Genomic DNA, 24,429 nt, shown 5'->3' with positions numbered 1-24,429 from the left:
CAGAATGACTGAAGCCGCATCTACCGAAAACTGCGCCGTATCGATCGACGTCCGCGAGATCATGCGTTACCTGCCGCACCGCTACCCGTTCCTGCTGGTAGACCGCGTCACCGAGTTCGAGGCCAACACGCGCATCAAGGCGCTGAAGAACGTCACCATCAACGAGCCGTTCTTCATGGGCCACTTCGAGCAGTATCCGGTGATGCCGGGCGTGCTGATCATCGAGGCGCTGGCGCAGGCCGCCGGTATCCTGTCGATCCGCAGCGTCGGCGAGCGTCCGGAAAACGAACTGTACTTCTTCGTCGGCATCGACAGCGCGCGCTTCAAGCGCCAGGTGGTGCCAGGCGACCAGCTGGTGCTGGAAGTGGAGCAGCTGTCGATGAAGCGCGGCATTGCCAAATACAACGCCCGCGCCTTGGTCGACGGCCAGGTAGCGTGCGAGGCGCAGATTATGTGCGCAAAACGCGAGGTGTAAGCATGGCCATTCATCCTACCGCCATCATCGCCGACGGGGCGCAGATCGCCCCCGACGTCGAGATCGGCGCCTACAGCATCATTGGGGCCAACGTCAGCATTGACAGCGGCACCTGGGTCGGCCCGCACGTGGTGATCGAAGGCCATACCCGCATCGGCAAGAACAACCGCATTTTCCAGTTCTGCTCGCTGGGTGCGATGCCGCAGGACAAGAAGTACGCGGGCGAGCCGACACGGCTGGAGATCGGCGACAACAACACCATCCGCGAATTCTGCACCTTCAACATCGGCACCGCGCAGGATGGCGGCGTGACCCGTATCGGCAACGACAACTGGATCATGGCCTATGTCCATCTGGCGCACGATTGCCAGGTCGGCAACCACACCATCTTCGCCAACAATGCGACGCTGGCCGGCCACGTGCACATCGGCGACTGGGTGATCCTGGGCGGCTTCACCAGCGTGCACCAGTTCTGCCATATCGGCGCCCACGCGATGACCGCGTTCTCCAGCGCGGTGGCGCAGGACGTGCCGCCGTACGTGATGGCGCACGGCAACCGTGCGGTGCCGTCCGGTATCAATGCCGAGGGCCTCAAGCGTCGTGGCTTTACCGCCGAGCAGATCCGCAACATCCGCAACGCTTACAAGTCGCTGTACCGCAAGGGCCTGTCGTTTGACGAGGCCAAGGCCGAGATCACGGCGCAGGCGGCGGAAGGCAGGGAGGAGCTGGCGCTGTTCGTGCAATTCTTCGACACCGCGGGCCGGGGCATCATCCGTTAACCATGACTGACAAGCTGTTTGCCCGTCCGGCCCGGCTCAAGGTCGCTATGGTGGCCGGCGAGGCCTCCGGCGACCTGCTCGGCGCCCACCTGATGGATGCGCTGAAGGCGGCGCATCCCGACATCGCCTTTGCCGGCATCGGCGGGCCGCGCATGCTCTCACGCGGTTTCGTCAGCCAAGTGCCGCAGGAGCGGCTGGCGGTGCGCGGCTATGTCGAGGTGCTGTCGCGCCTGCCCGAGCTGCTGCGCATCCGGCGCCGCCTGCGCGACACCCTGCTGGCGGAAAAGCCGGACGTGTTCATCGGCATCGACGCGCCGGATTTCAACCTGCAGCTGGAAAAATGGCTGAAACAGGCCGGGATTCCCACCGTGCACTACGTCAGCCCGTCGGTGTGGGCGTGGCGTCCGGAGCGGGTGGTGAAGATCGGCGAATCGGCGGACCAGGTGCTGTGCCTGTTCCCGATGGAAAAGCCGCTGTACGACGCCGCCGGCGTCAACGCCACCTTCGTCGGCCATCCGCTGGCCAGCGAGATCGCGATGCAGCCGGACCGCGAGGCGATGCGCGACCAGCTCGGCCTGCCGCGCGACGTGCCGGTGTTTGCCTTGCTGCCGGGCAGCCGCAAGAGCGAGCTGGACTACATGGGCGGGCTGTATCTCGAGACCGCCCGCCTACTGTTGCAGCAGTTTCCCGATGCGCAATTCCTGGTGCCGCTGGCGACGCGGCCAACCCTGGACCAGTTCGACCGCCTGCTGACCGAGTACAAGGCGTGGGACCTGCCTATCCGCAAGCTGATCGGCCACGCGCAGATGGCGATGATCGCCGCCGACGTGGTGCTGGTCACCAGCGGTACCGCGACGCTGGAAGTGGCGCTGACCAAGCGGCCGATGGTGATCAGCTACAAGCTGTCGTGGCTGACCTACCAGCTGGTCAAGCGCAAGCTGAAGCTGCCCTACGTCGGGCTGCCCAATATCCTCGCCAAGCGCTTCGTGGTGCCGGAGTTGCTGCAGAAAGAGGCGACACCGGAGAAGCTGGCCGCGGCAGTGGCCGACCTGTACCAGAACACCGAGGCACGCGACGAGGTGATCAGCACCTTTACCGAGCTGCACCGCTCGCTGCAGCAGGACTCGGCGCGTCTGGCGGCGCAGGCCATCCTCAAGTTGGCCGCATGCTGATCTGCGGCGTGGACGAGGCCGGGCGCGGGCCGCTGATCGGCTCGGTGTTCACCGCCGCGGTGATCCTCGATCCGGCGCGGCCGATTGCGGGCCTGGCCGACTCCAAGAAGCTGAGCGAGGCGCGGCGCGAGGCGCTGGCGCTGGAAATCAAGGATAAGGCGCTGGCGTGGTGCATCGCCTTCGCCTCGGCCGCCGAGATCGACCAGCTGAACATCTTCCAGGCCACCATGCTGGCGATGGTGCGCGCGGTGGACGGTCTGGCGATCACGCCGGGCAAGGTGCTGATCGACGGCAACAAGATCCCGAAGACGCTGACGCTGCCGGCGGAGGCCATCGTCAAGGGCGATGCCAAGGTGCAGGAAATCTCCGCCGCCTCGATCCTGGCCAAGACCGCGCGCGATGCGGAAATGATCGCGCTCGACCGCCTGCATCCGCAGTACGGTTTCGCCCGCCACAAGGGCTATCCCACCGCCGAGCACCTGAAAGCCTTGCAGGAGACTGGGGTACTGGCCGAGCACCGCCGCAGCTTTGCCCCGGTGCGCGAGGCGCTGGGGCTGGCACAGGGCAGCCTGTTCTAAGGTTGGCCGCATGCGCAAGAGCAGCTTTCCCCCCGTCGTTGACGCCGATACCCGTCTGCTGATCCTCGGCTCGCTGCCGGGCGATGCCTCGCTCGCGGCGGCGCAGTACTACGCCCACCCGCGCAACCAGTTCTGGCGGCTGCTGTCGGCGATCGGCGCGGTGGAGCTGACCTCGCTGGCCTATCCGCAGCGGCTGGTGGCGCTGCAGGCGCTGGGCGTCGGCTTGTGGGACGTGGTGGCCTCGGCGCGGCGCCGCGGCAGCCTCGATAGCGACATCCGCGAGGTGGCGTTCAATCCGCTGTCCGAGCTGCTGGCGACGCTGCCGGCGCTGCAGGCGGTGGCCTTCAACGGCAAGACCGCCGCCAAGGTAGCGCCGACCCTGGCCGCCAGCGGCCTCGACATCCTGCTGCTGCCGTCGTCCAGCCCGGCGCTGACCACGCCGTTCGAGAAAAAACTTGCCGAGTGGCAGGTGCTTGGCCGGTATATCCTTCAATAATCAACCCGCTGCCGTGCGCGCGGCGGGTCGGAGGAAGGCCATGAATCACTACTGCATCTGGTTTGTCAGCCCCGATGATGCCGCCACCCGCCGTGCCGAGGTGACGCTGGACGGCACCATCCACAACCATCGCGTGCTGGAGGAAATCGAGGCGCGCATCGCGCGCGACTGCGGCCTCAGCACCATCCTGATCACCCACTGGCAGCGCTTCGAGGAGCCGCCGGCGACGCTGCCGCTGGGGCGCGCCGCCTGATCCGCCAAGCGGCGGATGTCCGCCTCGCCGCGTCTGTGAGAAGATGCGGCTTTCTCTTGTTCCGGTTTCCTTATCATGCAAACAGTTGACCAAACCCGTGACTGGCTGCTTTCGCGTGCCCGTGTCGTCGCTGATATCGAGCAGGTACCGCTGCTGGACGCCGCCGGTCGCGTGCTGGCACGCGAGCTGGTCTCGCCGCTGGACGTGCCACCTCATGACAACAGCGCGATGGACGGCTACGCCGTGCGCGCCGCCGATGCGGCCAACGTCTTGCCGGTCAGTCAGCGCATTCCCGCCGGTACGCTGCCGCAGGTACTGGCCGCCGGCAGCGCGGCGCGCATCTTTACCGGCGCGGTGATCCCGCCGCAGGCCGACGCGGTGGTGATGCAGGAACAGGCCGAGCTGCAGGATGACGGCAGCGTGCGCTTCACCGCGCCGGTGCGTATCGGGCAGAACATCCGCCGCCGTGGCGAGGACATCGCCGTCGGCCAGGTGGTGCTGGCCTGCGGCCAACGTTTGCGCGATGCCGACCTCGGCGTCGCCGCCGCCATCGGCCAGCCGCAGCTGGCGGTGTATCGCCGCCTGAAGGTGGCGGTGTTCTTCACCGGTGACGAGCTGGTGGAGCTGGGCGAGGCGGCACCGGCCGGCAAGATCTACAACTCGAACCGCTACTGGCTGGTGCCGGCGTTGCGGCAGCTCGGCTGCGAGGTGATCGATCTGGGTATCATCGCCGACCGGCTGGACGCCACCCGCGCCGCGCTGCGCGATGCCGCCGTGCGGGCCGACGTGGTGATGACCTGCGGCGGGGTGTCGGTGGGGGAGGAGGATCACGTCAAGGCGGCGGTGGAGGCCGAGGGCGAGCTGCAGCTGTGGAAGATCGCGATCAAGCCGGGCAAGCCGCTGGCCAGCGGCCGCATCGGCGACGCCGACTTCATCGGTCTGCCCGGCAACCCGGTGTCCGGCTACGTCACCTTTGCGGTGCTGGTGCGCGATTTCCTGCGCGCGCGCATGGGCGAGACGGTGCAAGGTTGGCCGCAGCCGCGCCTGCTGCCGGCCGCTTTCGACTGGCTCAAGCCGGACCAGAAGCGCGAGGAATTCCTGCGCGTGCGCATCGTGGAGCAGGATGGCGCCCAGCAACTGCAACGCTTCGCCAACCAGGGCTCCGGCGTGTTGACTTCCTGCGCTTGGGCCGACGGTCTGGTGCGCCTGCAGCCGGGGCAGAGCGTGCAGCCGGGCGACCTGCTGCCGGTGTATCCGCTGTGACCACGCTGCAATTCCTGCGCGACGGGCAGGTGCTGGCCGAGGTCGACGCCTGTACCGGCGACCTGCTGATCGACGTGGCGCGTTTTCACGAGGTGCCGTTGCACTGGCGCTGCGGGCAGGGTACCTGTGGCACCTGCGCGGTGCACATCGCGCACGCGGGCCAGCCGGCCACGGTCAAGGTTGGCCGCAAGGAGCGCAATGTGCTGCTGCGCGCCGGTTTGATCGACGCCGCGCAGGCGGCGGCCGACACTTGGCCGGACACGCCGCAGACGGTGCGGCTGGCCTGCCATCTGTCGGTCACCGATGTGCCGTGGCAGGTCACGCTGCCGCAAGATAGTTAAGCCGCTCCCGCCAAAGCCGCGTACAATGCGCGGCTATTTTTATGTTGACGATTCAAGAGGATACGGCGATGGCCAAGAAGAAAGACCACGATCTGGACGACGAAACCCTGGCGCTGCTGGCCTGGTGCGAAGAAGTCGAAGGCTTCCTGGTCGCCGGTGGTGCCACCCTGGCGCAGGCGCAGGAACACATCGAAGAGCAGGCCGAGTGGTTTACCGACCAGTTCTACGACGGTCTGACTCCGGAAGAAGCCGCCAAGGCGGCGCTGGCATGATCGAACGTGTGGCCGTGATCGACTTCGAAACCACCGGCATCACGCCGGGGCGGGAAGGGCGAGCCACGGAAATCGGTATCGTGATGCTGGAGGGGGGCGTCATCGTCGACCGTTTCCAGAGCCTGATGAACGCCGGCGTGCGCGTGCCGCCGATGATCGAGCAGCTGACCGGCATCAGCAATGCCATGCTGCGCGCAGCACCGCCCGCGGCGGGCGTGATGCGCGATGCGGCCAACTTCGTCGGCTCCACCCCGCTGGTGGCACACAATGCCAGCTTCGACCGCAAGTTCTGGGATTTCGAGCTGGCGCAGTGCGGTCTGGTACGGACGCAGGACTTTGTCTGCACCCTGTTGCTGTCGCGCCGGCTGCTGCCGCAGGCGCCGGATCACAAGCTGGGCACGCTGACGCGCTGGGCCGCGCTGCCGGCCACCGGCCGCGCCCACCGCGCGCTGGCCGATGCCGAGATGGCGGCCAACCTGCTGCTGCACCTCGGCCAGACCATGGCGCGCGCCTGCCGTCAGCCGGTGACGCACGCGCTGCTGTGCAAGCTGCAGGCCGTCACCGCGGCCAAGGTGCCGCAGTTCCTGCAGCAGCACTGAGAACCTGTTCACGAGCTGCTGCGACTTGATCTAAACGGGGCGATACGACGTTGAAAACGGCTTCGGAATGCTTGTTTATATCTGGATAAAGCCGCTTTCTCAGCCGTTTTTCCCTGTCTTGCGCGAGCGTGCGAGATCGTGAACACGCTTTGGGTTTTTAATGAAGCACCGGCCGGAAGCGCCCGGCAATGTGCTGCGCCATGCCGTCGGCCAGTACCTGTTTTTCCAGGAACACATGGCCGCTGTGCTCGCTCTCCAGCAGCATGCCTTCCTCCTCGTTGCCGGTGCGCAGGATGACCTCGATCGCCGGGTTCAGGGTGCGGGCGATCTGGATCATCTGCCGGGTCTTGAAGATGTCCGGCGCGGTCACCACCAGCATGCTGGCGCGGGCGACATGCGCCTGGATCAGCACCGCCGCCTCGGCGGCATCGCCGCATACTGCCGGAATGTGGCTGGCACGCAGCGATTCGATCAGCTCGCGGTTTTCGTCCGCCACCACGTAGGGGATCGCCAGCTTGTCGAGCTGGCTGGCGATGCGCTGCCCCACCTGACCGTAGCCCACCAGCACCACCTGGCCCGTGAGCAGCGCCTGGTCGACCGACATTGGCAGCTCGGCCAGCGGGTCGTCGCGCCGCTCCAGCTTCTGCGCCAGCGGCGAGTGCCGGCGCAGCCAGTTCTGCAGCGGGGCGATGCAGCCGAATAGCGCGGCGTTGAGCGCGATCGAGATCAGTGCGCCGGCCAGGATCAGGCTTTGCCCGGCCGCCGACAGCAGACCCAGGCTCATGCCGAGGCCGGCCAGGATGAAGGAAAACTCGCCGATTTGCGCCAGGCTGACGCCGACCGTCAGCGCGGTATTGAGTGGATAGCGGAACAGCAGCACCAGTGCGATGGCGGCAATGGTCTTGCCCAGCATGATGATGGTGACCACCGCCAGCACCTTCAGCGGCTCCTGCAGCAGGATCGCCGGGTCGAACAGCATGCCTACCGACACGAAGAACAGCACCGAGAAGGCATCGCGCAGCGGCAGCGACTCGTCGGCAGCGCGGTGGCTGAACTCCGACTCGCGCATCATCATGCCAGCAAAGAAGGCGCCCAGTGCGAACGACACGTCGAACAGCTTGGCCGAGCCCAGCGCCACGCATAGCGCCGCGGCGATCACGCACAGCGTGAACAGCTCGCGCGAGCCGGTGCGCGCCACCAGCCACAGCAGCCGCGGAAACAGGCGGCGGCCGACGATCAGCATCAGCGCGATGAAGGCCGCGACCTTGGCCAGGGTGATCAGCAGCGTCATGCCCATGCCGTTGCTGGCGCCGCTTGCGGCCTCGCCGCCGAGCAGGCCGCTCAGTGGTGGCAGCAGCACCAGCACCAGCACCATGGCGAGATCTTCGACGATCAGCCAGCCGACGGCGATGCGACCGTTGACGCTGTCCAGCACCCCCCGGTCCTCCAGTGCCCGCAGCAGCACCACGGTGCTGGCCACCGACAGGCACAAGCCGAACACCAGTGCCTCACCCGCTGGCCAACCCCAGTACAGGGCTGTCGCCGCCCCCAGCGCGGTGGCCACCGCGATCTGCACGATGGCCCCTGGCACTGAAATGCGTTTCACCGCCATCAGGTCCGACAGCGAGAAGTGCAGGCCGACGCCGAACATCAGCAACATCACACCGATTTCGGACAATTGACCGGCCAACGCCACATCGGCAACAAAACCGGGCGTGGAGGGGCCGATCAGCACCCCGGCCAGCAGATAGCCGACCAGCGGCGGCATGGCCAGACGGGTGGCGGCATAGCCGAACAACATGGCCAGCCCCAGCCCGGCGGCGATAGTGGAGATCAGGGAAATATCGTGCGGCATCGCTATCCTTTTATGAATCGAACAGCCAATGACAAGGACTACTAACCCGGTGTAGTCCGGAAACGGCCTGTTGGCCAGCGCGGATGTGATTTTGTCGGCTGTTCTTGATTTGCGTGAGTTGATTATTTATTGACTATCTCAGGCTGACAAGTTCCTGAAATAAAGTGAAATTATCGTGCTAATCATGAAAAATAAGGTTTTCTGGCGAGATATATTGCGATATGGCCGGTTTTAACGGTTTATGAAGGCAGGGCATAAAAATGCCTGGTCGCGGAGGCGGGCTGGAGTCGAAATAAGCGCAAATTATGCGGTGGGGAGGGGGGCAAAAGCAGCATAAAACTGTGCCAAAAATAATGCGAAGGCACAGAAGAAAAAAAGCTGACGGAAAAGCTGACCAAACGGCCTCAAAAAGCCCAAAAAAATAGCCCACGCAAGGTGGGCTATTTTTGCTAAGTCATTGATTTGACTTGATGTTGGTGGTGGAGGCGGCGGGAATCGAACCCGCGTCCGGAAATCCTACACAGAGAGTTCTACATACTTAGTCGTGTCATTTGGATTTAACCTCCACTACGCCGACGGACAGGCTGAGCTTTGGCGAGTTACCTTTTGGTTCGCATTGTGCCAAGTAACCCGACACAACACTAGCAGATGTAAAGTGACACTACAGGGTTTTGACGCCCCCGGCCCATCTGCGAACCGTTGTAGTGTCTAGCCGGCCGTTAGGCTGCTAGAGCGTAGTTTTCGTCGTTTGCGACTAAATAAATTCAGTGTTTTACGGGAAGTCTGAGATCCCGGTATGCCCTCTTCTGCTTCGCAACCCCCGTCGAAACCAGGTCGCCCCCACATCTGAAGAACTTCAGTATACCTGAACGTATAGCCACGCGCCAGTAGTGGCTTGATTCAATTCGCGATTTCTGCACGGCTCCGCAATGGCGGCTGGCTGGTCGTTGTTCCGGCGGTGCCTGTCCTTGCCGGTCTGCGCGACTGGCGGGAGGGCGGGGTAGGCGGAGAGTGGTGATGGTCGCGGCGCCGTTGGCTGGCGGCTGGTCAGGGCGGCAAGCTATTGACGGCATTGCGATAATCGATTTCCCGCCCGGTGCAGGGTGGCCTAGCGTTAAAGCAGGCTTGTTGTTTGCGGGGAGTGTGTGATGGATGCCGTGGATACCGTACTGGAGTGCAGCGTTTGCCTCGACAGCCTGCCGCCCGATAGTGGCGAGTGCGAGGTGACCGACTATGTGGCGCATTACTGCGGGCTGGCCTGCTATGTGCGCTGGCACCAGCATGAGGTGCCGGGCGAGTCGCCGCCGCTGGTGGCGTTGTCCGGCTGAGGCGCCGTACGGAGGGTGAGGGTGGCAAAAGGTTGGCCGCAATGCCGCGGGGCATTGCGGCCAACCTTGTGGTGTCAGGACAGGTGGGGCAGCAGCGCCAGTGGCTGGTCGATGGTGATGTCGGCCTGCCAGCTGTCGGTGTCGTCGCTGTCGGCGATATAGCCCCAGTTGACCAGCACCGTTTTCATGCCGACCGCGCGGCCGGCCTGGATGTCGCGCTCGGCATCGCCGACATACAGGCAGTGCTCCGGTGCGATGTCGATCTGCTGCGCCGCGTGCAGCATCGGTGCCGGGTCCGGCTTGGCGACGCCGACGGTGTCGCCGCTGACCACCACCGCCGGCGGCACCGCGAACGGCAGCGCCGGCACCAGCCGGTCGGTGAAGCGCATCGGCTTGTTGGTGACGATGCCCCACTTCAGGCCGCGGGCGTCGATTTCGCGCAGCAGCGCGTTGATGTCGTCGAACAGTACCGTCTCGTCGGCAAAGCTGTGCTCGTACAGATCCAGAAAGCGCAGCCGGTATTCCTCGAAGCGCGGGTGGGTCTTGTCGATGCCGAAGCCGAGGCTGACCAGGCCGCGCGCGCCGTGGCTGGCGATCGGGCGCACCGCCGCGTACGGTTGTGGCGGCAGGCCTTCCTCGGCCAGCAGGCGGTTGAGGGCGGCGCCCAGGTCGCGGGCGGTGTCGGCCAGGGTGCCGTCAAGGTCAAACAGTACGGCCTTGATCATGATTGCTGAGGTCTCCGGTAATGAGTTGCGGCCAACCTTGAGGCAAGGTTGGCCGCAGGCGGGCGGGGCGGTTCAGCGGACGGTCTTGCCGAGGAACAGCTTGTACGCCGGGTTGTTGGTTTCTTCCACGCACGGGTAGCCGAGGCTGTCGAGGAATTGCTGGAATGCGGCGTTGTCCTCGCTTGGCACCTGGATGCCGACCAGCACGCGCGCATAGTCGGCGCCGTGGTTGCGGTAGTGGAACAGGCTGATGTTCCAATTAGTGTGCATCGCCTCCAGGAAGCGCATCAGCGCGCCCGGACGCTCGGGGAACTCGAAGCGGAACACGCGCTCGTCCTTCAGCTGCGGCGCGTGGCCACCGACCAGGTGGCGGATGTGCAGCTTGGCCAGCTCGTTGTCGGTCAGGTCTAGCCCGTCCAGCTCGTTGCTCTGCAGGTCGGCTACGATGCGGCCAACGTCTTCGCGACCGGTGATCTGCACGCCGACGAACACGTGGGCGATGCTCGGATCGGCAAAGCGGTAGTTGAACTCGGTGATGTTGCGGTTGCCGACCACGCTGCAGAACTTCTTGAAGCTGCCCGGTTTCTCCGGGATGGTGACCGCGATCACCGCCTCGCGCCGCTCGCCCAGCTCCGAACGCTCGGACACGTGGCGCAGGCGGTCGAAGTTCATGTTGGCGCCGCAGTTGATGGCGACAAGGGTCTTGCCGCTGCAGCCTTCGCGCTCGATATAGCTCTTGACCGCCGCCACCGCCAGCGCGCCGGCCGGTTCGGTGATGGAACGGGTGTCCTCGAAGATGTCCTTGATCGCGGCGCAGATGGCGTCGGTATCGACCAGCATGATCTCGTCCAGCAGCTCGCGGCAGATGCGGAAGGTTTCCTCGCCCACCAGCTTCACCGCCACGCCGTCGGCGAACAGGCCGACGTCCTTCAGCTCGACACGGTGGCCGGCCTCGATCGACTGCCTCATGGCGTCGGAATCGACCGGCTGCACGCCGATGATCCTGATTTCCGGCTTCAGGCGTTTGATGTAGCTGGCCACGCCCGCGGCGAGGCCGCCGCCGCCGATGGCTACGAATACCGCGTCGATCGGGCCGGGGTGCTGGCGCAGGATTTCCATGCCGATGGTGCCCTGGCCGGCGATCACGTCCGGATCGTCAAACGGCGGGATGTAGGTCATGCCGTTTTCGGCCACCAGTTTCATGGTGTGCTGATAGGCGTCGCTGAACGATTCGCCGGCCAGCACCACCTTGCCGCCGCGGCGGGTGACGCCGTCGATCTTCACCTGCGGGGTGGTGACCGGCATCACGATGGTGGCTTCACAGCCGATGCGCTGCGCCGACAGCGCCACGCCCTGCGCGTGGTTGCCGGCGCTGGCGGTAATCACGCCGCGGGCCAGCTGCTCGGGCGTGAGCTTGGACATCTTGTTGTAGGCGCCGCGCAGCTTGAACGAGAACACCGGCTGCAAGTCTTCGCGCTTGAGCAGGATGGTGTTGCCGGTGCGGCGACTGAGATTGGCGGCCACGTCCAGCGGGCTCTCGATGGCCACGTCGTAGACGTTGGAAGTAAGAATGCGTTCTAGATAGTCCTTGGGATGCGGCATGGTGATCGGTGTCCGGATGATGTCTTTTTTTATGAATCACCAGATTAACAGGAACCAAGTGCCAGCGAAAAGCGCCGTAAGGCAAAGATTGCTGCAATGCGGCGGTCGGCGCGGCGCGCGGGCTTGTTTTGTATAGAAAAACCTGTACCGCAGCGCGAATGAAGCGCGGGCTTGGGTGTATAATCCCCGCCTGCTTTGCCTTGAACCCACCCTAATCGTGTTTTGCCTCTGATGAAAAAGATTACCTCTGCACTGCTTGTTGCCGCCCTGTCTCTCTCCACGCTGGCCCAGGCCAATACCGCTTTCGTGCCGCCGGTGCCGGAAATCGCGGGCAAGGCCTATTTCCTGATGGATTTCCAGAGCGGCCAGATCATCGCGGCCCGCGATCCGGACCTGCGTGTCGAACCCGCCTCGCTGACCAAGCTGATGACGGCCTATCTCACCTTCAAGGCGCTGAAGGAAAAACGCCTGACACTGGAGCAGACGCTGACCGTGTCGCAGGTGGGCTGGAAGCAGGAAGGCTCGCGCATGTTCCTCGACCCGAAAGTGCCGGTCACGGTCGATAACCTGATCAAGGGCATGATCGTGCAGTCCGGCAACGACGCCTGCGTGACGCTGGCCGAAGCCATTGCCGGCAGCGAGCAGGTGTTCGCGCAGATGATGACGGCCGAGGCCAAGCGCCTGGGCATGAAGGCCACCAACTTCAAGAATTCCACCGGCCTGCCGGACCCCGAGCACTTCACCTCGGTGCGCGACCTGGCCACGCTATCGGCGGCGATCATCCATGATTTCCCGCAGTACTACCCGACGTATTCGATCAAGTCGTTTACCTATAACAACATCACCCAGCCTAACCGCAACCTGCTGCTGTACCGCGATCCGAACGTGGACGGCATGAAGACGGGCCATACCGAGGGCGCCGGCTACAACCTGATCGCCTCCAGCCGCCGCGACGGCCGCCGCGTGCTGTCGGTGGTGGTCGGCACCGCCAGCCCGGAAGCCCGCGCGGTGGAAAGCTCGAAATTGCTCAACTACGGCTTGCAGTTTTTCGAAACGCCCAAATTGTATACTGCCGGACAAGCCGTCTCGACGCTGCCGGTGTACAAGGGTGCCGCCTCGACGCTGGCCATCGGTTTTGATCGCGACGTGCACGTGACCGTCGCCAAGGGCGCAACCAGCCGCCTGAAGGCGGAGATGAAGACGCTGCAGCCGGTGATCGCGCCGATCAAGCAGGGCCAGGAAGTCGGCAAGCTGACCGTGTCGCTGGACGGCAAGGTGCTGCTGGAGCGCCCGGTGCAGGCGCTGAAGGCGGTGGAAGAGGGTGGTTTCTTCAGCCGTCTGTGGGACAGCATCAAGTTGTGGCTGGGCTGGTAAGCCGCCACGCAAGGTTGGCCGCAGCCATTGCGGCCAACCTTGACCATCAGGAATAGCCGAGTACAGAGCAATGAGTGAAGAGCAGAAAGAGTTGATGGAGTTTCCGTGCCGCTTCCCGATCAAGGTGATGGGCGAGAAACATCCTGACTTCCACCCCACCATTTTCGAAGTGGTGCGCGTGCATGCGCCGGATCTGGACATCACCGACATCGTGGCGCGCGACAGCTCCAGCGGCCGTTACGTGTCGCTGACCGTCACCGTGACCGCGATGTCGCGCGAGCAGCTGGACGACATCTATCGCGCGCTATCCAGCCATGCCCTCGTCAAGTTTGCACTGTAAGCCATGAGCCGCCTCGTCAAACAGCTGGGTCTGGTCGACTACACGCCGACCTGGCAGGCCATGCAGGCCTTTACCGACAGCCGCACGCCGGCGACGCCGGACGAGCTGTGGTGCGTCGAGCACCCTCCGGTGTACACCCTGGGCCTGGCCGGCAAGCCGGAGCACCTGATCATGCCCAGCAGCATCGAGGTGGTGAAGTGCGATCGCGGCGGCCAGGTCACCTATCACGGCCCCGGCCAGCTGGTGGTCTACCTGCTGATCGACTTCAAGCGTATGGGCATCGGCGTGCGTGAGTTGGTGCGCCGCATCGAGCAGGCGATCATCGACATGCTGGGCGAGCTGGGTATCGCCGCCTACGGCGATGTCAACGCCCCCGGCGTTTATGTAGGCGGCGAGAAGATCGCGTCACTGGGCCTGCGCATCAAGAACGGCGCCGTCTACCACGGGCTGAGCCTGAACGTGGACATGGACCTGACGCCCTTCCTGTGGATCAACCCTTGCGGCTATGCCGGCCTCAAGGTCACTCAAATCAAAGACCAAGGCGTTGCGCTGACCGTTGCGCAAGCCGCCGAACGGCTGCTGCCGCAGCTGGAGCGACACCTGACGGTGATGAAGGAGACAGCATGAAACTGGAAAACCAGGTTGGCGTAAAACACAAGGGCGCCGACAAGACGGCACGCATTCCGATCAAGATCGTGCCGCTGGACGAAAAGCTCAAAAAGCCGGAGTGGATTCGCGCCAAGCTGCCGAACGGCCAGCGTTTCAACGAGATCAAGCAGATCCTGCGCGAGCAGAAACTGCACACCGTCTGTGAAGAGGCGACCTGCCCGAACATCGGCGAATGCTTCAGCAAGGGCACCGCCACCTTCATGATCATGGGCGACATCTGCACCCGCCGCTGCCCGTTCTGTGACGTCGGCCACGGCCGTCCGAACCCGCTGGACGCGCAGGAGCCGATCCACCTCGCCGAAACCGTGGCCGCGCTCAAGCTGCGCTACGTGGTGATCACCTCGGTTGACCGCGACGACCTGCGTGACGGCGGTGCCCAGCACTTTGCCGATTGCATCAGCGAAGTGCGCAAGCAGTCGCCGGGCACCCAGATCGAGGTGCTGGTGCCGGACTTCCGCGGCCGTCTCGACATCGCGCTGGACATCCTCAGCGCCACCGCGCCGGACGTGATGAACCACAACCTGGAAACCGCGCCGCGCCTGTACAAGCAGGCCCGTCCCGGCTCCGACTACCAGCACTCGCTGACGCTGCTGAAAGAGTACAAGGCGCGCAATCCGGAAGTGCGCACCAAGTCCGGCATCATGGTCGGCCTCGGCGAAACCGATGAAGAAGTGTACGAAGTGATGGCCGACATGCGCGCCCACGATATCGACATGATCACCATCGGCCAGTACCTGCAGCCGACCGACGGCCACCTGCCGGTGCTGCGCTACGTGCACCCGGACGTGTTCAAGCAGTACGAAACCCGTGCCTACGAAATGGGCTTCAAGCACGCCGCCGTCGGCGCCATGGTACGTTCCAGCTATCACGCTGACGTGCAGGCGCACGAGGCCGGCGTGTAAGGTGACACTTCCAACGCTTGAGTGTACTGAACAACGATAATTTGTACTCTACATTGCTACTGGCTACTGGCCGATACAGATCACTAATGCATCTTTAATAGTGTTTTTTGGGCGCTAGCTGTCAGGTTTTCTAAAAAGCCGACCTTTTGGTCGGCTTTTTAGTTTGCATGAAGTGTTGCTACGCATGTGGAGCAACGCCAAGGCTGCTTGTGCGGATTTTCGTCGATACGAATCCTGCTGGGTAGCGCGGCGTGATTTTCGGACAGGCTCATGTACTGACGAGCAGGACAAGCCAGTCTTCGACGTTGGGCAAATATTGGTGCGGATTTCCGGTGGGCTTTGGCATTGGCGGATCCGATAACGCTTCATCAAGCGAGATGGCTATCTGCCGCAACAGGCTAGTCGCCAGCTTAAGTGAGAACCCATGTGGCCTTGGAGATACCGGAAACGATAATGTCGGCTGCGGCTCAAGGGCCCAAGATGGCATTGATCGGGATGGAGATGCGCGACTCGCTGCCGGCATGGGCTTCGGTGCCATGTTCCAGCCAGTTGGGAAACACCAGTAGCTGGCCAGCTTCCGGGGCAATGGAAATCTCGCTGCCGGCGTTGGGGCGCAGGCTGCCTTGCCACGGTGACAGCAGCGCGCCGGGGCGCGGGTCGCGCAGCACGATGGGTCCGCTGCCGGCGGGTACCTTCAGGTAGTAACAGGCGCTGAGCAGGGCACCGGCGTGATTGTGAAAGGTGTTGTAGCCGCCGGCGTCATGCACATTGGCCCAGGCTTTCAGCTGGTAGCGATGCAGTGGCGGGCCCATTTCGTTGAAGATGAAATCGAAAACGCTCCGTACCGCCTGTGTCAGCGGCAGAAAAAGCGGGTCGTCAAACAGTGTCTGTGCACTGTTCCAGCCCATGCGGTTGGAGCGTCCCTCCGCAACTGGATGCTGCTGCCGCCACAATTCGACCTGTGCCGTCCATTGCGGCACGTGTTCGTTCAGGGCTGACAGGCTGACCGACCAGACCCGGGTCGGAAACAGCTCCATGTGGGCAAGATTGAGTTGTTGCATCGAGGTATTTTTCAGTTTTTTTTATAAAATGTACTGGATAACAGCGGTTTTGCTGTGAGGGCTGTGTGCCGACAGTTTGGGTTCTTGGCGGTGTAACGCCTGTATTGACAGCCTTTTGCCCCCGATTTTCGGGTGTGAAAAACCACAGTCTGGATAATAAGGCGGCCGTTGCTATGACATTTTATTTTCAAGTTGTCCTTATGTAATCACAATGTCGCCACCCGTACCAGACTAGGAATCGCTATGCCTACCCTATTCTCCACCCGTCCTGCCTGCGGCCAACCTGGCAGCAAGCAAAAACTGCTGGTGCTGGCCACCGCCGCCGCCTGTTTTGCCTTGGCCGCCGGTTCGGCGCAGGCGACTCCTTGCACCACCTCCGTCACCACCGAGACAACCACTGCGGCGACGGTATGCAGCGACCTGTCCGTTAGCTCTGCCGGTGCCATCGATGTGAGCGGCAACACTGCCGTTACCATCAATTCTGGCAACGAAGTGTCGACTTCCGTTGACAACAGTGGCCGGATTACCGGTAGCACGGCGATCTACTTGCAGGATGATTCGAGCAGTCTTGACACCCAGATTTACAACCGTAGCAGTGGCGTGATTGTGGGGCAGAGCTATGCCGTGAACCGTGCCGGCGGCCTGGAAGCGCAGGACATCAGTATCTATAACCAGGGCCAGATCGCCGGCTCCATCGTCGCCACCGACCTGTTCAACCAGAACGGCGGCGTGGTGACGCTCAAGAATGGCGTCGACAGGGACGACCTGCGTAACAGCGGTAGCGCTGGCTCAGCGGTGCTGAGTGGTGACTTCAGCCAGGAGTCTGGTGCCACGCTGCGGGTAGGCATCGTGTCGACCAGCAGTGAAGGCAGCTACAGCTACCTGCAGGCGGCCAACGTTGAGCTGGATGGCACACTGGATGTGGACGTGAAAGCCAACAGCGGGCTGAGCCTGAGCTCTGGCCTCCACTCCTTCGGCATCATCCACGCGACGAATACCTTCACCGGCACCTTCTCGCAGATCACCGACAACAGCGCACTGTTCAACTTCACGCAGCAAGTGGTTTCCAACACCCTGTATATCGACGCCGTGCGCGCACTGACGGTGGAGCAGGCGGCGCGTGACAACAGCAATACCCCGGGGCTGGGTGCGGCACAGGTGCTGGATTCCGGTGCGTCCGGTCTGCAAGAGGTGGTCGATGCACTGGGCCAGCTGGCTACCGCGCAGGAAGTGTCCGACGCGGTGTCGCAGACCCTGCCGCTGCATACCGGCGCTTCTATCACTGCGACGCAGGATGCACTGGCAAGCGTCAACCAGATCGTACAGGCACGTATCGAAGGCAGTACCGGTCTGTCGGCCGGTGACCAGGCGTTTAGCGACCGTTATGTGTGGGTCAAACCGTTCGGCTCTTGGGCGGAGCAGGAAAACCGTGACGGCGTAGCCGGCTATGATGCGCGCACCCGTGGTCTGACGGTCGGGGTCGACGGTGCCTTGTCGCCGCAGCTGCGTCTGGGTGGCGCGCTGGCCTATGCCAATATCGATATCGACGGCAAGTCCACGGTGGCGAAGCAGAGCAGCGAAGTGGATGTCTATCAGCTGGTCGGCTACGGCAGCTACAGCCTGGACGAGCGCACCAATCTGAATTTCCAGGTGGACGTTGGCCAGGGCAACTCGCAGGGCGAACGCCGGATCGCATTCACCCAGTCCACGGCCTCTTCCGACTATGACAGCTTCACCGCGCATGCCGGCCTGGGTATCGGTCGCAGCTATGCGCTGGATAGCAGTACCACGGTCATTCCATCACTGCGTGCCGACTACACCTGGATCAAGGATCAGGCCTACAGCGAAACCGGTGCCGGCGCACTGAACCTGCAGGTGCAAAGCCGCACGTCGGATGCACTGGTGCTGGCGCTGGAAGGCAAGCTGAACAAGGATCTCGGCAACGGCACCCAGCTGCAGGCCAACCTCGGTGTCGGTTACGATACTCTCAACGAGCGCTCGTCCATCGTGTCGGCCTTTGCCGGCGCGCCCAATGCGGCGTTTGTCACCTACGGTGCGGAACCCAGCCCGTGGCAGGTGCGTGGCGGCTTCGGCCTGACCCACAAAACCGCCAGCGGCATGGAAATCACCGGCCGTTACGATGCGCTGTACAAGACCGACTTCCTGAACCAGACCGTGTCGGTCAAACTGCGCTGGATGTTCTGAGCCAGCCGGTTTTATGATTGACCATGGCAGTGGCGCGCGCCACTGCCATTTTTTATGTTTTTTTCATGACCTACATACTTGAGTTGCAGCCTGCCCGTTCGCCGGTCTACCGCTACGGGCTGTCCCAGCCGGTACAGACCCTCCGCTTCCGCTCTGTGGTGCTAGTACCAGACTCCGACTGGCAGGCGGCCGACCGCTGGCTGGCGGCGACATTCCGGCTGGTGGTTACGCCCGCAGCCATGGACCCCCTGTGGTCTGAAGCCGAACAGCGCGTGGCACAGTGGGCCTGGCGTGTGCTGCAGTTGGCCGCACAGCTGCAGCGGCTGGCGCGCATCCCGGTATTCACGCCGGGGGTGATCACGCGGCTGCCGGCGGCGGCGGATGGCTGGCAGGTTGAGGCGGCGATTGCGCAAGTGGCGTATTTCCCGGCGGCGGATGTCTCACGCTGTTACGAAGCCGCCGCCATCGTGCTGAGCGGCTATCTCGCCAACCCCGGCCACTTTGCCGCCAGCGAAGTGTTGTACCGGCAACTGGAGGCGACCCTGATCGGGCCGTTGTGCCGGCACAATCCGACTGACGACACCACCTTGTCGCTGCTGGCTGCCGCCACGGTGGCCGAACTGCCGTGGCAGCATCTGGGGCAGGGCTGCTACCAGATCGGCTGGGGCGGTCATGCTCGACGGCTGCAGCAGGGGGGGCTGGAGACGGATTCGATGCTCGGCATCCAGGTCAGCGGCAACAAGGTGTTGACCCGGCGCTGGCTGGCCAGCGGCGGCATGCCGGTGCCGGAGCAGCGGCTGGTGGCGACGGAGGCCGATGCGGTGCTGGCATGGCGCGACATGGCGGCACCGCTGGTGTTCAAGCCGGCAAGCGGCGAGGGCGGGCAGGGGGTGAGTGTCGACGTGGCGAGCGAGGCCGACGCACGCCAGGCCTTCCGGCTGGCGGCAGCCGTGGCCGGCGAGGTGATTGTCGAGCGCCAGGTCGCCGGCGATACCCATCACCTGCAGGTGGTGGATGGCGAACTGCTGTTCGTGATGCGCCGCCGGCCGGCGGCGCTGGTTGCCGATGGTCACCATGATCTCGCGCACTGCCTGGCTGCGGAGAATCACCGGCGACAGGAGGAGATGCTGTGGTGGTGCCTGCCGCCGCTGCCGCAGGATCAGGCCGCGACCGCTTGCCTCGCCCGGCAGGGCTATGACTGGCACAGCATCCCGCCCGCCGGCACGCCGCTCTTCCTGCGCGACATCCCCAGCAATATCGACGGTGCGCTGGACGAGGATGTGACCGGGCTGGTGCATCCGGACAACATCGCGCTGGCCTGCCGTGCCGCCCGCCGGCTGGGGCTGGCGATGGCCGGGGTGGATATCATTTCGCCGGATATCCGGCGTCCGTGGCATGAAAACGGCGCGGTAATCAACGAGGTCAATCATGCGCCGCAGCTGGGCGCTGGCACGCGCTACCGGTGCTATCTGCCCGCCATGCTGCGGCAGCTGTGGCCTGCTGGTGGCCGCATCCCGGTCGAGGTCTACGTCGGCGGCGCGGCCGCACTGGCAACGGCACGCCAGCGGCAGGCGGCGTGGGCGGCGCAGGGCGTCAGCTGCTTTATCTGCACGGACGAGTTCTGTCTTGACGTGCACGGCCAGCCGCTGGCGATGACGGGAGACGCGGCTCACCGGCTGCAGGCGCTGTTGCTGGAGCAGCGGGTGCAGGGCGTGCTGCTGGTGAGCAATGGTCACTGGCTGGCGGCTGGGCTGCCGCTCGACCGCATTTCTCGGCTGGAGGTGGTGGCCGAGACCCCGTGCGGCCAAGCGCCGCCGGATGCCGGGCAATGGCTGGCACTGCTGCAACCATACCTGCAACCTTCTGCTGACGAACTGCAATGACGATTACGACCTTGCCTTCCCTTGCTGACAGTACGCTCCGGCAACCACAACAGGTGTTGAGCATCCGCCTCGGCCCGCTGCCGGCCGACATGAGTTGGCCTTTACTCGATGCCTGGCTGCATGCCTGGCTGGAGTCGCCGTTGGTCGAGCCCGCGCGGCCGGACACACCGCACGACCCGGTCGAGGCGCAGCTGCAGCGTCTTGCCTGGCGCATTGCCGTCGCCACGCCGGCGCTGTTGCGCGGCTGCGGCATACCGCTGCTGGCCGACGGCAAGGTGCTGGCCATGGTGCCGCCGCAGGATGCGGCAGCACCATGGCAGTGCGACATCGCCTTTGCACAACTGGATGGCGTAGCGGCCACGCTGCTGCTGCAGGCCTGTGATTACTGTGTCCGCTGGCTGCAGGCGGTGGCCTGGCAGGCGGCGGGCAGTGATCCGCTGGCCGCGTTTTTCCAGTCGCTGGCGCAGGACATCCTGCCGCGGCTTCTGCCGCACGCCATCGCCGCGCCGTCGAGCATGGCACTGCTGCAGGCTGCGGCCAACCTTGGCATCCCGTGGTGGCACGAGGGCAACGGCGTGTTCCAGCTGGGCTGGGGCGTGCAGCTGCGACACGCCTTCACCAGCCGGCTGGATAGCGACTCCTCGATCGGCATCCGCGCGGCGGGCAACAAGCAGCTGGCCGCGCAGTGGTTGCGGCAGGCGGGGCTGCCCACGGCAGTGCAGCGGTTGGTCGGCAATGGCGAACAGGCCAGCGCCGCGGCGCAGGAGCTGGGCTGGCCGCTGGTGGTGAAACCGCTGGCGCGTGATCGTGGCGAAGGCGTCAGCACCGGGATCGGCAACCACTCGCAGCTGCAACTGGCGCTGGACAAGGCTGCGCATTATGGCTGGCCGCTGTTGCTTGAGCAGCAGGCTCCCGGCGTCTGTCATCGCATTCTGGTGGTCGGAGGGCGGGTGATGTATGTGGTCAAGCGCCTGCCGGTGTCGGTGCAAGGCGATGGCGTGCGCAGCATCCAGGCGCTGATCGATGCGGCCAACTTGCAGCAGCTGGCCCTGCCGCCGTGGCGGCGCACGCCGCCGTTGCGGGCCGACGACGACACCCACACCTGCCTGCGCGCGGCGGGTCTGCAGCTGGCGTCGGTGCCGGCGGCGGGGGCGTGGATAGCGTTGCGCGCGATCGAATCGTCGGCCGATGGCGGCCGCGATGAAGACATGCTGGCCGCCGCCCATCCGGACAATCTGGCGCTGGCACTGCGTGCGGCGGCGCTGTTCGGCCTGGAGGTGGCCGGCATCGACATGATCACACCTGATATCGGCCAGCCTTGGCATGCCAACGGTGCCATCATCAACGAGGTCAATGCCGCGCCGGCGCTGGGCGCCAGCCAGAGTTCGCACGACGCGATGCCGCTGCTGATGCAGCAGCTGTTCCCGACGGGGGGGCGTATTCCGGTTGAGCTGTTCGTCGGCGGCGCCATGGCCGAGGTGGCGGCACGGCAGCGCCGCGACGAGCTGCAGCGTGCCGGGGTGGCGTGCTACTTCACCACTGCGCAGCACAGCGAGGACGCTACCGGGCAGCGCCATCACTTGGCCTGCAGCAGCCTGTACCAGCGCTGCCTGGCGCTCTTGAGCGACCGCAGTGTTGACGCACTGACGATCGCCGTCACACCGGCGCAGTGGCGAGAGGAGGCGCTGCCGCTGGACCGGGCGGTGCGGGTGCAGCAGTGTGGGGATGCTGAACATGAATAGATGGCGAAAGAGCTCACGCCGGCTGGCTGGTGGCGGACTGCTGCTGGGGCTGCTGGCAGGCTGCGTGCATATTCCGGATGCGGCAGAGCGTAACGGCCAGGCGCTGCAACTGGCGGCGGCACGCGGTTGGCAGCCGCTCAGCCTGCATACCGGCAGCTTTAGCCTGCGGGCCTATCTGCCGGCCAGCGTTCCCGCTACCGGTACGCTGACGGTGTATCTGGAGGGGGACGGCCTGGCGTGGCTATCGGCGGATACGCCATCGCTGGATCCGACGCCGCTTACGCCTCTCTCGCTGCTGCTGGCGCTGCAGGATCCGGAGCCGGCGGCGTATCTGGCGCGGCCATGCCAGTACGAAGGTGTCGGTAGCGAGCTTTGCGCACAAAAATACTGGACCAGTCACCGCTTTGCGCCGGAAGTGGTGCAGGCGAGTAATCAGGCGCTTGATCAACTCAAGCAGCGCTTTCAGGCACAGCGGCTGGTTCTGGTCGGCTATTCCGGTGGCGGGACGCTGGCCAGCCTGCTGGCCGCGCGGCGCCAGGACGTGGCCGGGCTGATTACCCTTGCGGCCAACCTTGATCACCAGGCGTGGACCGCGGCCAAGCATCTTTCACCGCTGACGGGCTCGCTCAACCCGGCTGACAGCTGGCAACGTCTGCAGCATGTGCCGCAGCGCCACTATGTCGGTGTCGCCGACCGGCAGGTCGGGAGCGGGCCGGTGCTGTCCTACGCCGCGCGTTTCCCGGCAACAAAACGGCCGGCGGTGGTGCTGGTTCCGGGATTTGACCACCCCTGCTGCTGGCAGCAGCGGTGGCCGGCGCTGAAACAGGAGGCGCTGTTCTCCTGGCATATGCTGCAGTAGGGGCCGGCATCCGCGAGGTACTGCCGCGCCCGGGTTGCCGGGGGCGCCGCTGTTTGGCCGCGACAAATTGATTTCAATTAGGTGGCGAGTGGTCGCGGCCCCCGCGCGAGTTGACGTATTTTTATTGCGCAATGGTGCCGGTTTTACCGTTTTTATTCCGCTTGGCCGGCGTGCTGACGGCGGGCGGCAAAACAAAACCCGCACCGATGCGGTGCGGGTTGCGGAGTCCGGGTACGGCGGTTGGCCGCAGCCTGATGCTTACTTGAATGGGTAGATGTCGTTGCTGAAGTACTTGTCCTGAATCTTCTTGTAGGTGCCGTCTTTCAGGATTTTCTTCAGTGCTACGTTGATCTTGGCCAGCAGATCCTTGTTGCCTTTCTGTACCGCAATGCCGCAACCCTGATAGTACTTCGGGTCGTTGAAGATGGGGCCGACAAAGGCGTAGCCCTTGCCGGTTTTCAGGAAGTCTTCCTCACCCACGGTGGACTCCAGGAACACCGCATCCAGGCACTGGCTGGACAGGTCGAGGAAGGCATCGGTGATCTTGCCGTAGATATTGATGCTGGCGTCTTTCGGCTTCATCTTGTCGCTGCCTTGCTGCTCCTGCTCCTGCTCCTGCTCCTGCACCGCGCTGCGCTGCGCTGCGCGCCGATGTTCTTGCCCTTGTACCAGGCGTCATTGATCTGGGCGCCGGCCTTGGCCAGCAGGCGGCCGGGGACGTTGAAGTACATGTCGCTGAAATCAACTACCTTGGCGCGATCGGAGGTAATGCTCATCGAGGCGATGGCCACTTCGAATTTCTTCGCCTGCAACGCCGGAATAATGCCGTCGAAGTCCATTGCCTAGTCGCGATGAGTGATGTAAAACGGCTGGTAAAATCGCCTTCAAGTACAATCAAGTATTGGAAGCCACATAATGTTGGCCGCAACCCTCCGACAACGGCGCCAGTGGGCGCCGTTGTTGTTTCCGATTCCGCAATACAAGGACACCATCGCATGAACCATGACGCCCAGGCCGCTGCCGTCAGTAACGAACAATGGCGTCAAGCCAAGGCGCTGCAACAGCAGCTGGATGGGCTGCTGGGCGAGACGCTCGGTGCGGCCAAGCTGTGCCACAAGCTGGGCAGTGTCGAGCACAGCGTGCAGCAAGTGCCGGCGCTGGGGCGGGTGGCGTTGGCCAGCAGCCTGCCGCTGATCGTGCGCAACAAGAAAAGGAAGGAATTCATCGGCGGCTGGCTCAACTACCAGATCAGCCTTGCCGGTGACGGCGTGCCGCTGCAACAGGATGGCACGCCGGTGGGCGCGGTGCTGCACGTGGCACACTGGGCCTGCGAGTTTGCCTTCGAGTACGACGCCTTTGTCGGCTTCCCGGCCAGTGCGTGGCAGCCGTGGGAAAACCGCGGCAACCGCCTGCTGTGGTGGGAAGAGAGCGAGTCGCACTTCGGCGCGGAGTGGACCTATACGCTGCAGCTGTCGGCGCTGGAGGGCGACGAGGCCTTGCTGGCGGCGGTGGTGCGGCCGGCACTGGCGCTGCTGCAGGGGCAGCCGCTGGACGAGGCGCTGCCGGCCGCTGTGCCGGGGCTGCTACGCTACCACGACGTGGAGATCGACGGCGAGCGGGAGCTGCGTGTCAGCCTTGGCTGATGCGGCCAACCTT

General features: G+C 64.3%; 26 protein-coding genes and 1 other RNA gene. 20 read left to right on the top strand and 7 right to left on the bottom strand.

What is annotated here, in order from left to right; translation table 11 throughout:
* The first annotated feature begins 4 nt into the window (after nucleotides 1-4).
* The 10 genes from fabZ (at nucleotide 5) to PQU96_RS08485 (ending at nucleotide 6,228) form a co-directional block, all read left to right on the top strand.
* Nucleotides 5-475, top strand: coding sequence for a 3-hydroxyacyl-ACP dehydratase FabZ (fabZ, locus tag PQU96_RS08530; RefSeq protein ID WP_272771882.1), 471 nt, complete (start codon nucleotides 5-7; stop codon nucleotides 473-475).
* Nucleotides 476-477: 2 nt separating this feature from the next.
* Nucleotides 478-1,254 (top strand): acyl-ACP--UDP-N-acetylglucosamine O-acyltransferase, encoded by a 777-nt coding sequence (lpxA, locus tag PQU96_RS08525; protein ID WP_272771881.1) that lies wholly within the window; start codon nucleotides 478-480, stop codon nucleotides 1,252-1,254.
* Between the two features lie 2 nt (nucleotides 1,255-1,256).
* A complete protein-coding gene (lpxB, locus tag PQU96_RS08520; RefSeq protein WP_272771880.1) occupies nucleotides 1,257-2,426 on the top strand; it encodes a lipid-A-disaccharide synthase in 1,170 nt (389 codons plus the stop codon).
* Nucleotides 2,420-3,004 carry a ribonuclease HII gene (rnhB, locus tag PQU96_RS08515; RefSeq protein WP_272771879.1) on the top strand — a complete coding sequence of 195 codons (585 nt, stop codon included), beginning with the start codon at nucleotides 2,420-2,422 and terminating at the stop codon, nucleotides 3,002-3,004. Before lpxB ends, rnhB begins: the two co-directional genes overlap by 7 nt.
* Before the next feature lie 10 nt (nucleotides 3,005-3,014).
* A complete protein-coding gene (locus tag PQU96_RS08510) occupies nucleotides 3,015-3,500 on the top strand; it encodes a DNA-deoxyinosine glycosylase (protein WP_272771878.1) in 486 nt (161 codons plus the stop codon).
* Between the two features lie 40 nt (nucleotides 3,501-3,540).
* The gene (locus PQU96_RS08505) at nucleotides 3,541-3,753 is read left to right on the top strand and encodes a hypothetical protein (protein WP_272771877.1); all 213 of its coding nucleotides are present in this window, start codon (nucleotides 3,541-3,543) and stop codon (nucleotides 3,751-3,753) included.
* 75 nt (nucleotides 3,754-3,828) lie between these two features.
* Nucleotides 3,829-5,016, top strand: coding sequence for a molybdopterin molybdotransferase MoeA (locus tag PQU96_RS08500; RefSeq protein ID WP_272771875.1), 1,188 nt, complete (start codon nucleotides 3,829-3,831; stop codon nucleotides 5,014-5,016).
* On the top strand, nucleotides 5,013-5,357 hold the full coding sequence (locus PQU96_RS08495; RefSeq protein ID WP_272771873.1) for a 2Fe-2S iron-sulfur cluster-binding protein: 345 nt from the start codon (nucleotides 5,013-5,015) through the stop codon (nucleotides 5,355-5,357). Before PQU96_RS08500 ends, PQU96_RS08495 begins: the two co-directional genes overlap by 4 nt.
* Nucleotides 5,358-5,425: 68 nt before the next feature.
* A complete protein-coding gene (locus PQU96_RS08490; RefSeq protein WP_189374147.1) occupies nucleotides 5,426-5,629 on the top strand; it encodes a hypothetical protein in 204 nt (67 codons plus the stop codon).
* Nucleotides 5,626-6,228, top strand: coding sequence for a 3'-5' exonuclease (locus tag PQU96_RS08485; protein ID WP_272771871.1), 603 nt, complete (start codon nucleotides 5,626-5,628; stop codon nucleotides 6,226-6,228). The genes PQU96_RS08490 and PQU96_RS08485 overlap by 4 nt, the downstream gene beginning before the upstream one ends.
* A 157-nt stretch (nucleotides 6,229-6,385) precedes the next feature.
* Here PQU96_RS08485 and PQU96_RS08480 read toward each other — a convergent pair whose 3' ends face one another.
* Together PQU96_RS08480 and ssrA are read right to left on the bottom strand one after the other, a co-directional pair.
* Entirely contained in the window at nucleotides 6,386-8,083 is a 1,698-nt protein-coding gene (locus PQU96_RS08480) for a cation:proton antiporter domain-containing protein (protein ID WP_272771870.1), read from the bottom strand.
* A 477-nt stretch (nucleotides 8,084-8,560) separates the two neighbouring features.
* Nucleotides 8,561-8,925: a transfer-messenger RNA gene (ssrA, locus tag PQU96_RS08475) on the bottom strand.
* Nucleotides 8,926-9,231: 306 nt separating this feature from the next.
* Between ssrA and PQU96_RS08470 the strand changes: the two genes are divergently transcribed.
* Nucleotides 9,232-9,411, top strand: a complete 180-nt coding sequence (locus PQU96_RS08470) for a DUF3330 domain-containing protein (RefSeq protein WP_272771869.1) — start codon at nucleotides 9,232-9,234, stop codon at nucleotides 9,409-9,411.
* 74 nt (nucleotides 9,412-9,485) lie between these two features.
* Here PQU96_RS08470 and PQU96_RS08465 read toward each other — a convergent pair whose 3' ends face one another.
* On the bottom strand, nucleotides 9,486-10,136 hold the full coding sequence (locus tag PQU96_RS08465; RefSeq protein WP_272771868.1) for an HAD family hydrolase: 651 nt from the start codon (nucleotides 10,134-10,136) through the stop codon (nucleotides 9,486-9,488).
* 72 nt (nucleotides 10,137-10,208) lie between these two features.
* Nucleotides 10,209-11,738: a threonine ammonia-lyase, biosynthetic gene (gene ilvA / locus PQU96_RS08460; RefSeq protein WP_272771867.1), complete on the bottom strand. Its 1,530-nt coding sequence runs from the start codon at nucleotides 11,736-11,738 to the stop codon at nucleotides 10,209-10,211.
* Nucleotides 11,739-11,969: 231 nt separating this feature from the next.
* Here ilvA and PQU96_RS08455 point away from each other — a divergent pair, with 231 nt between their 5' ends.
* The 4 genes from PQU96_RS08455 (at nucleotide 11,970) to lipA (ending at nucleotide 15,023) form a co-directional block, all read left to right on the top strand.
* The gene (locus PQU96_RS08455; RefSeq protein ID WP_272771866.1) at nucleotides 11,970-13,112 is read left to right on the top strand and encodes a D-alanyl-D-alanine carboxypeptidase family protein; all 1,143 of its coding nucleotides are present in this window, start codon (nucleotides 11,970-11,972) and stop codon (nucleotides 13,110-13,112) included.
* Nucleotides 13,113-13,182: 70 nt separating this feature from the next.
* A complete protein-coding gene (locus PQU96_RS08450; protein ID WP_272771865.1) occupies nucleotides 13,183-13,452 on the top strand; it encodes an HP0495 family protein in 270 nt (89 codons plus the stop codon).
* Between the two features lie 3 nt (nucleotides 13,453-13,455).
* Entirely contained in the window at nucleotides 13,456-14,079 is a 624-nt protein-coding gene (gene lipB / locus PQU96_RS08445) for a lipoyl(octanoyl) transferase LipB (protein ID WP_272771864.1), read from the top strand.
* Nucleotides 14,076-15,023, top strand: a complete 948-nt coding sequence (gene lipA / locus PQU96_RS08440) for a lipoyl synthase (protein WP_272771863.1) — start codon at nucleotides 14,076-14,078, stop codon at nucleotides 15,021-15,023. The genes lipB and lipA overlap by 4 nt, the downstream gene beginning before the upstream one ends.
* A 467-nt stretch (nucleotides 15,024-15,490) precedes the next feature.
* Here lipA and PQU96_RS08435 read toward each other — a convergent pair whose 3' ends face one another.
* Entirely contained in the window at nucleotides 15,491-16,084 is a 594-nt protein-coding gene (locus tag PQU96_RS08435; RefSeq protein WP_272771862.1) for a TIGR02466 family protein, read from the bottom strand.
* 243 nt (nucleotides 16,085-16,327) lie between these two features.
* Here PQU96_RS08435 and PQU96_RS08430 point away from each other — a divergent pair, with 243 nt between their 5' ends.
* The 4 genes from PQU96_RS08430 to PQU96_RS08415 all read left to right on the top strand — a co-directional run bounded on the left by PQU96_RS08430 (nucleotide 16,328) and on the right by PQU96_RS08415 (nucleotide 22,773).
* A complete protein-coding gene (locus PQU96_RS08430) occupies nucleotides 16,328-18,289 on the top strand; it encodes an autotransporter family protein (protein WP_272771861.1) in 1,962 nt (653 codons plus the stop codon).
* A gap of 65 nt (nucleotides 18,290-18,354) precedes the next feature.
* On the top strand, nucleotides 18,355-20,172 hold the full coding sequence (locus PQU96_RS08425) for a hypothetical protein (protein WP_272771860.1): 1,818 nt from the start codon (nucleotides 18,355-18,357) through the stop codon (nucleotides 20,170-20,172).
* Nucleotides 20,173-20,228: 56 nt separating this feature from the next.
* Complete coding sequence (locus PQU96_RS08420; protein WP_272771859.1) at nucleotides 20,229-21,914, top strand: hypothetical protein; 1,686 nt, start codon at nucleotides 20,229-20,231, stop codon at nucleotides 21,912-21,914.
* Nucleotides 21,907-22,773, top strand: a complete 867-nt coding sequence (locus PQU96_RS08415; protein ID WP_272771858.1) for an alpha/beta fold hydrolase — start codon at nucleotides 21,907-21,909, stop codon at nucleotides 22,771-22,773. Before PQU96_RS08420 ends, PQU96_RS08415 begins: the two co-directional genes overlap by 8 nt.
* Before the next feature lie 258 nt (nucleotides 22,774-23,031).
* Here PQU96_RS08415 and PQU96_RS08410 read toward each other — a convergent pair whose 3' ends face one another.
* Entirely contained in the window at nucleotides 23,032-23,355 is a 324-nt protein-coding gene (locus tag PQU96_RS08410) for a transporter substrate-binding domain-containing protein (protein WP_373316281.1), read from the bottom strand.
* Nucleotides 23,352-23,612 carry a transporter substrate-binding domain-containing protein gene (locus tag PQU96_RS08405; protein WP_272771856.1) on the bottom strand — a complete coding sequence of 87 codons (261 nt, stop codon included), beginning with the start codon at nucleotides 23,610-23,612 and terminating at the stop codon, nucleotides 23,352-23,354. The genes PQU96_RS08410 and PQU96_RS08405 overlap by 4 nt, the downstream gene beginning before the upstream one ends.
* Nucleotides 23,613-23,768: 156 nt before the next feature.
* Between PQU96_RS08405 and PQU96_RS08400 the strand changes: the two genes are divergently transcribed.
* Nucleotides 23,769-24,416 carry a hypothetical protein gene (locus PQU96_RS08400; RefSeq protein ID WP_272771855.1) on the top strand — a complete coding sequence of 216 codons (648 nt, stop codon included), beginning with the start codon at nucleotides 23,769-23,771 and terminating at the stop codon, nucleotides 24,414-24,416.
* Nucleotides 24,417-24,429: the final 13 nt, after the last annotated feature.

This window comes from Vogesella margarita (assembly GCF_028548475.1).
Lineage (GTDB): Bacteria > Pseudomonadota > Gammaproteobacteria > Burkholderiales > Chromobacteriaceae > Vogesella > Vogesella margarita.
Note: the sequence above shows the minus strand (reverse complement) of the source record. Positions and strands in the feature narration are given on the sequence as shown.

What these genes read in the sequence shown, in the direction of transcription:
- PQU96_RS08405 (WP_272771856.1), bottom strand. Translation starts at nt 23,612, where the DNA reads ATGGACTTCGACGGCATTATTCCGGCGTTGCAGGCGAAGAAATTCGAA.
- PQU96_RS08450 (WP_272771865.1), top strand. Translation starts at nt 13,183, where the DNA reads ATGAGTGAAGAGCAGAAAGAGTTGATGGAGTTTCCGTGCCGCTTCCCG.
- lpxA (WP_272771881.1), top strand. Translation starts at nt 478, where the DNA reads ATGGCCATTCATCCTACCGCCATCATCGCCGACGGGGCGCAGATCGCC.
- lipA (WP_272771863.1), top strand. Translation starts at nt 14,076, where the DNA reads ATGAAACTGGAAAACCAGGTTGGCGTAAAACACAAGGGCGCCGACAAG.
- PQU96_RS08400 (WP_272771855.1), top strand. Translation starts at nt 23,769, where the DNA reads ATGAACCATGACGCCCAGGCCGCTGCCGTCAGTAACGAACAATGGCGT.
- PQU96_RS08490 (WP_189374147.1), top strand. Translation starts at nt 5,426, where the DNA reads ATGGCCAAGAAGAAAGACCACGATCTGGACGACGAAACCCTGGCGCTG.
- PQU96_RS08435 (WP_272771862.1), bottom strand. Translation starts at nt 16,084, where the DNA reads ATGCAACAACTCAATCTTGCCCACATGGAGCTGTTTCCGACCCGGGTC.
- lpxB (WP_272771880.1), top strand. Translation starts at nt 1,257, where the DNA reads ATGACTGACAAGCTGTTTGCCCGTCCGGCCCGGCTCAAGGTCGCTATG.
- PQU96_RS08510 (WP_272771878.1), top strand. Translation starts at nt 3,015, where the DNA reads ATGCGCAAGAGCAGCTTTCCCCCCGTCGTTGACGCCGATACCCGTCTG.
- ilvA (WP_272771867.1), bottom strand. Translation starts at nt 11,738, where the DNA reads ATGCCGCATCCCAAGGACTATCTAGAACGCATTCTTACTTCCAACGTC.
- PQU96_RS08465 (WP_272771868.1), bottom strand. Translation starts at nt 10,136, where the DNA reads ATGATCAAGGCCGTACTGTTTGACCTTGACGGCACCCTGGCCGACACC.
- PQU96_RS08415 (WP_272771858.1), top strand. Translation starts at nt 21,907, where the DNA reads ATGAATAGATGGCGAAAGAGCTCACGCCGGCTGGCTGGTGGCGGACTG.
- PQU96_RS08425 (WP_272771860.1), top strand. Translation starts at nt 18,355, where the DNA reads ATGACCTACATACTTGAGTTGCAGCCTGCCCGTTCGCCGGTCTACCGC.
- PQU96_RS08410 (WP_373316281.1), bottom strand. Translation starts at nt 23,355, where the DNA reads ATGAAGCCGAAAGACGCCAGCATCAATATCTACGGCAAGATCACCGAT.
- PQU96_RS08505 (WP_272771877.1), top strand. Translation starts at nt 3,541, where the DNA reads ATGAATCACTACTGCATCTGGTTTGTCAGCCCCGATGATGCCGCCACC.
- PQU96_RS08455 (WP_272771866.1), top strand. Translation starts at nt 11,970, where the DNA reads ATGAAAAAGATTACCTCTGCACTGCTTGTTGCCGCCCTGTCTCTCTCC.
- lipB (WP_272771864.1), top strand. Translation starts at nt 13,456, where the DNA reads ATGAGCCGCCTCGTCAAACAGCTGGGTCTGGTCGACTACACGCCGACC.
- fabZ (WP_272771882.1), top strand. Translation starts at nt 5, where the DNA reads ATGACTGAAGCCGCATCTACCGAAAACTGCGCCGTATCGATCGACGTC.
- rnhB (WP_272771879.1), top strand. Translation starts at nt 2,420, where the DNA reads ATGCTGATCTGCGGCGTGGACGAGGCCGGGCGCGGGCCGCTGATCGGC.
- PQU96_RS08500 (WP_272771875.1), top strand. Translation starts at nt 3,829, where the DNA reads ATGCAAACAGTTGACCAAACCCGTGACTGGCTGCTTTCGCGTGCCCGT.
- PQU96_RS08430 (WP_272771861.1), top strand. Translation starts at nt 16,328, where the DNA reads ATGCCTACCCTATTCTCCACCCGTCCTGCCTGCGGCCAACCTGGCAGC.
- PQU96_RS08485 (WP_272771871.1), top strand. Translation starts at nt 5,626, where the DNA reads ATGATCGAACGTGTGGCCGTGATCGACTTCGAAACCACCGGCATCACG.
- PQU96_RS08480 (WP_272771870.1), bottom strand. Translation starts at nt 8,083, where the DNA reads ATGCCGCACGATATTTCCCTGATCTCCACTATCGCCGCCGGGCTGGGG.
- PQU96_RS08470 (WP_272771869.1), top strand. Translation starts at nt 9,232, where the DNA reads ATGGATGCCGTGGATACCGTACTGGAGTGCAGCGTTTGCCTCGACAGC.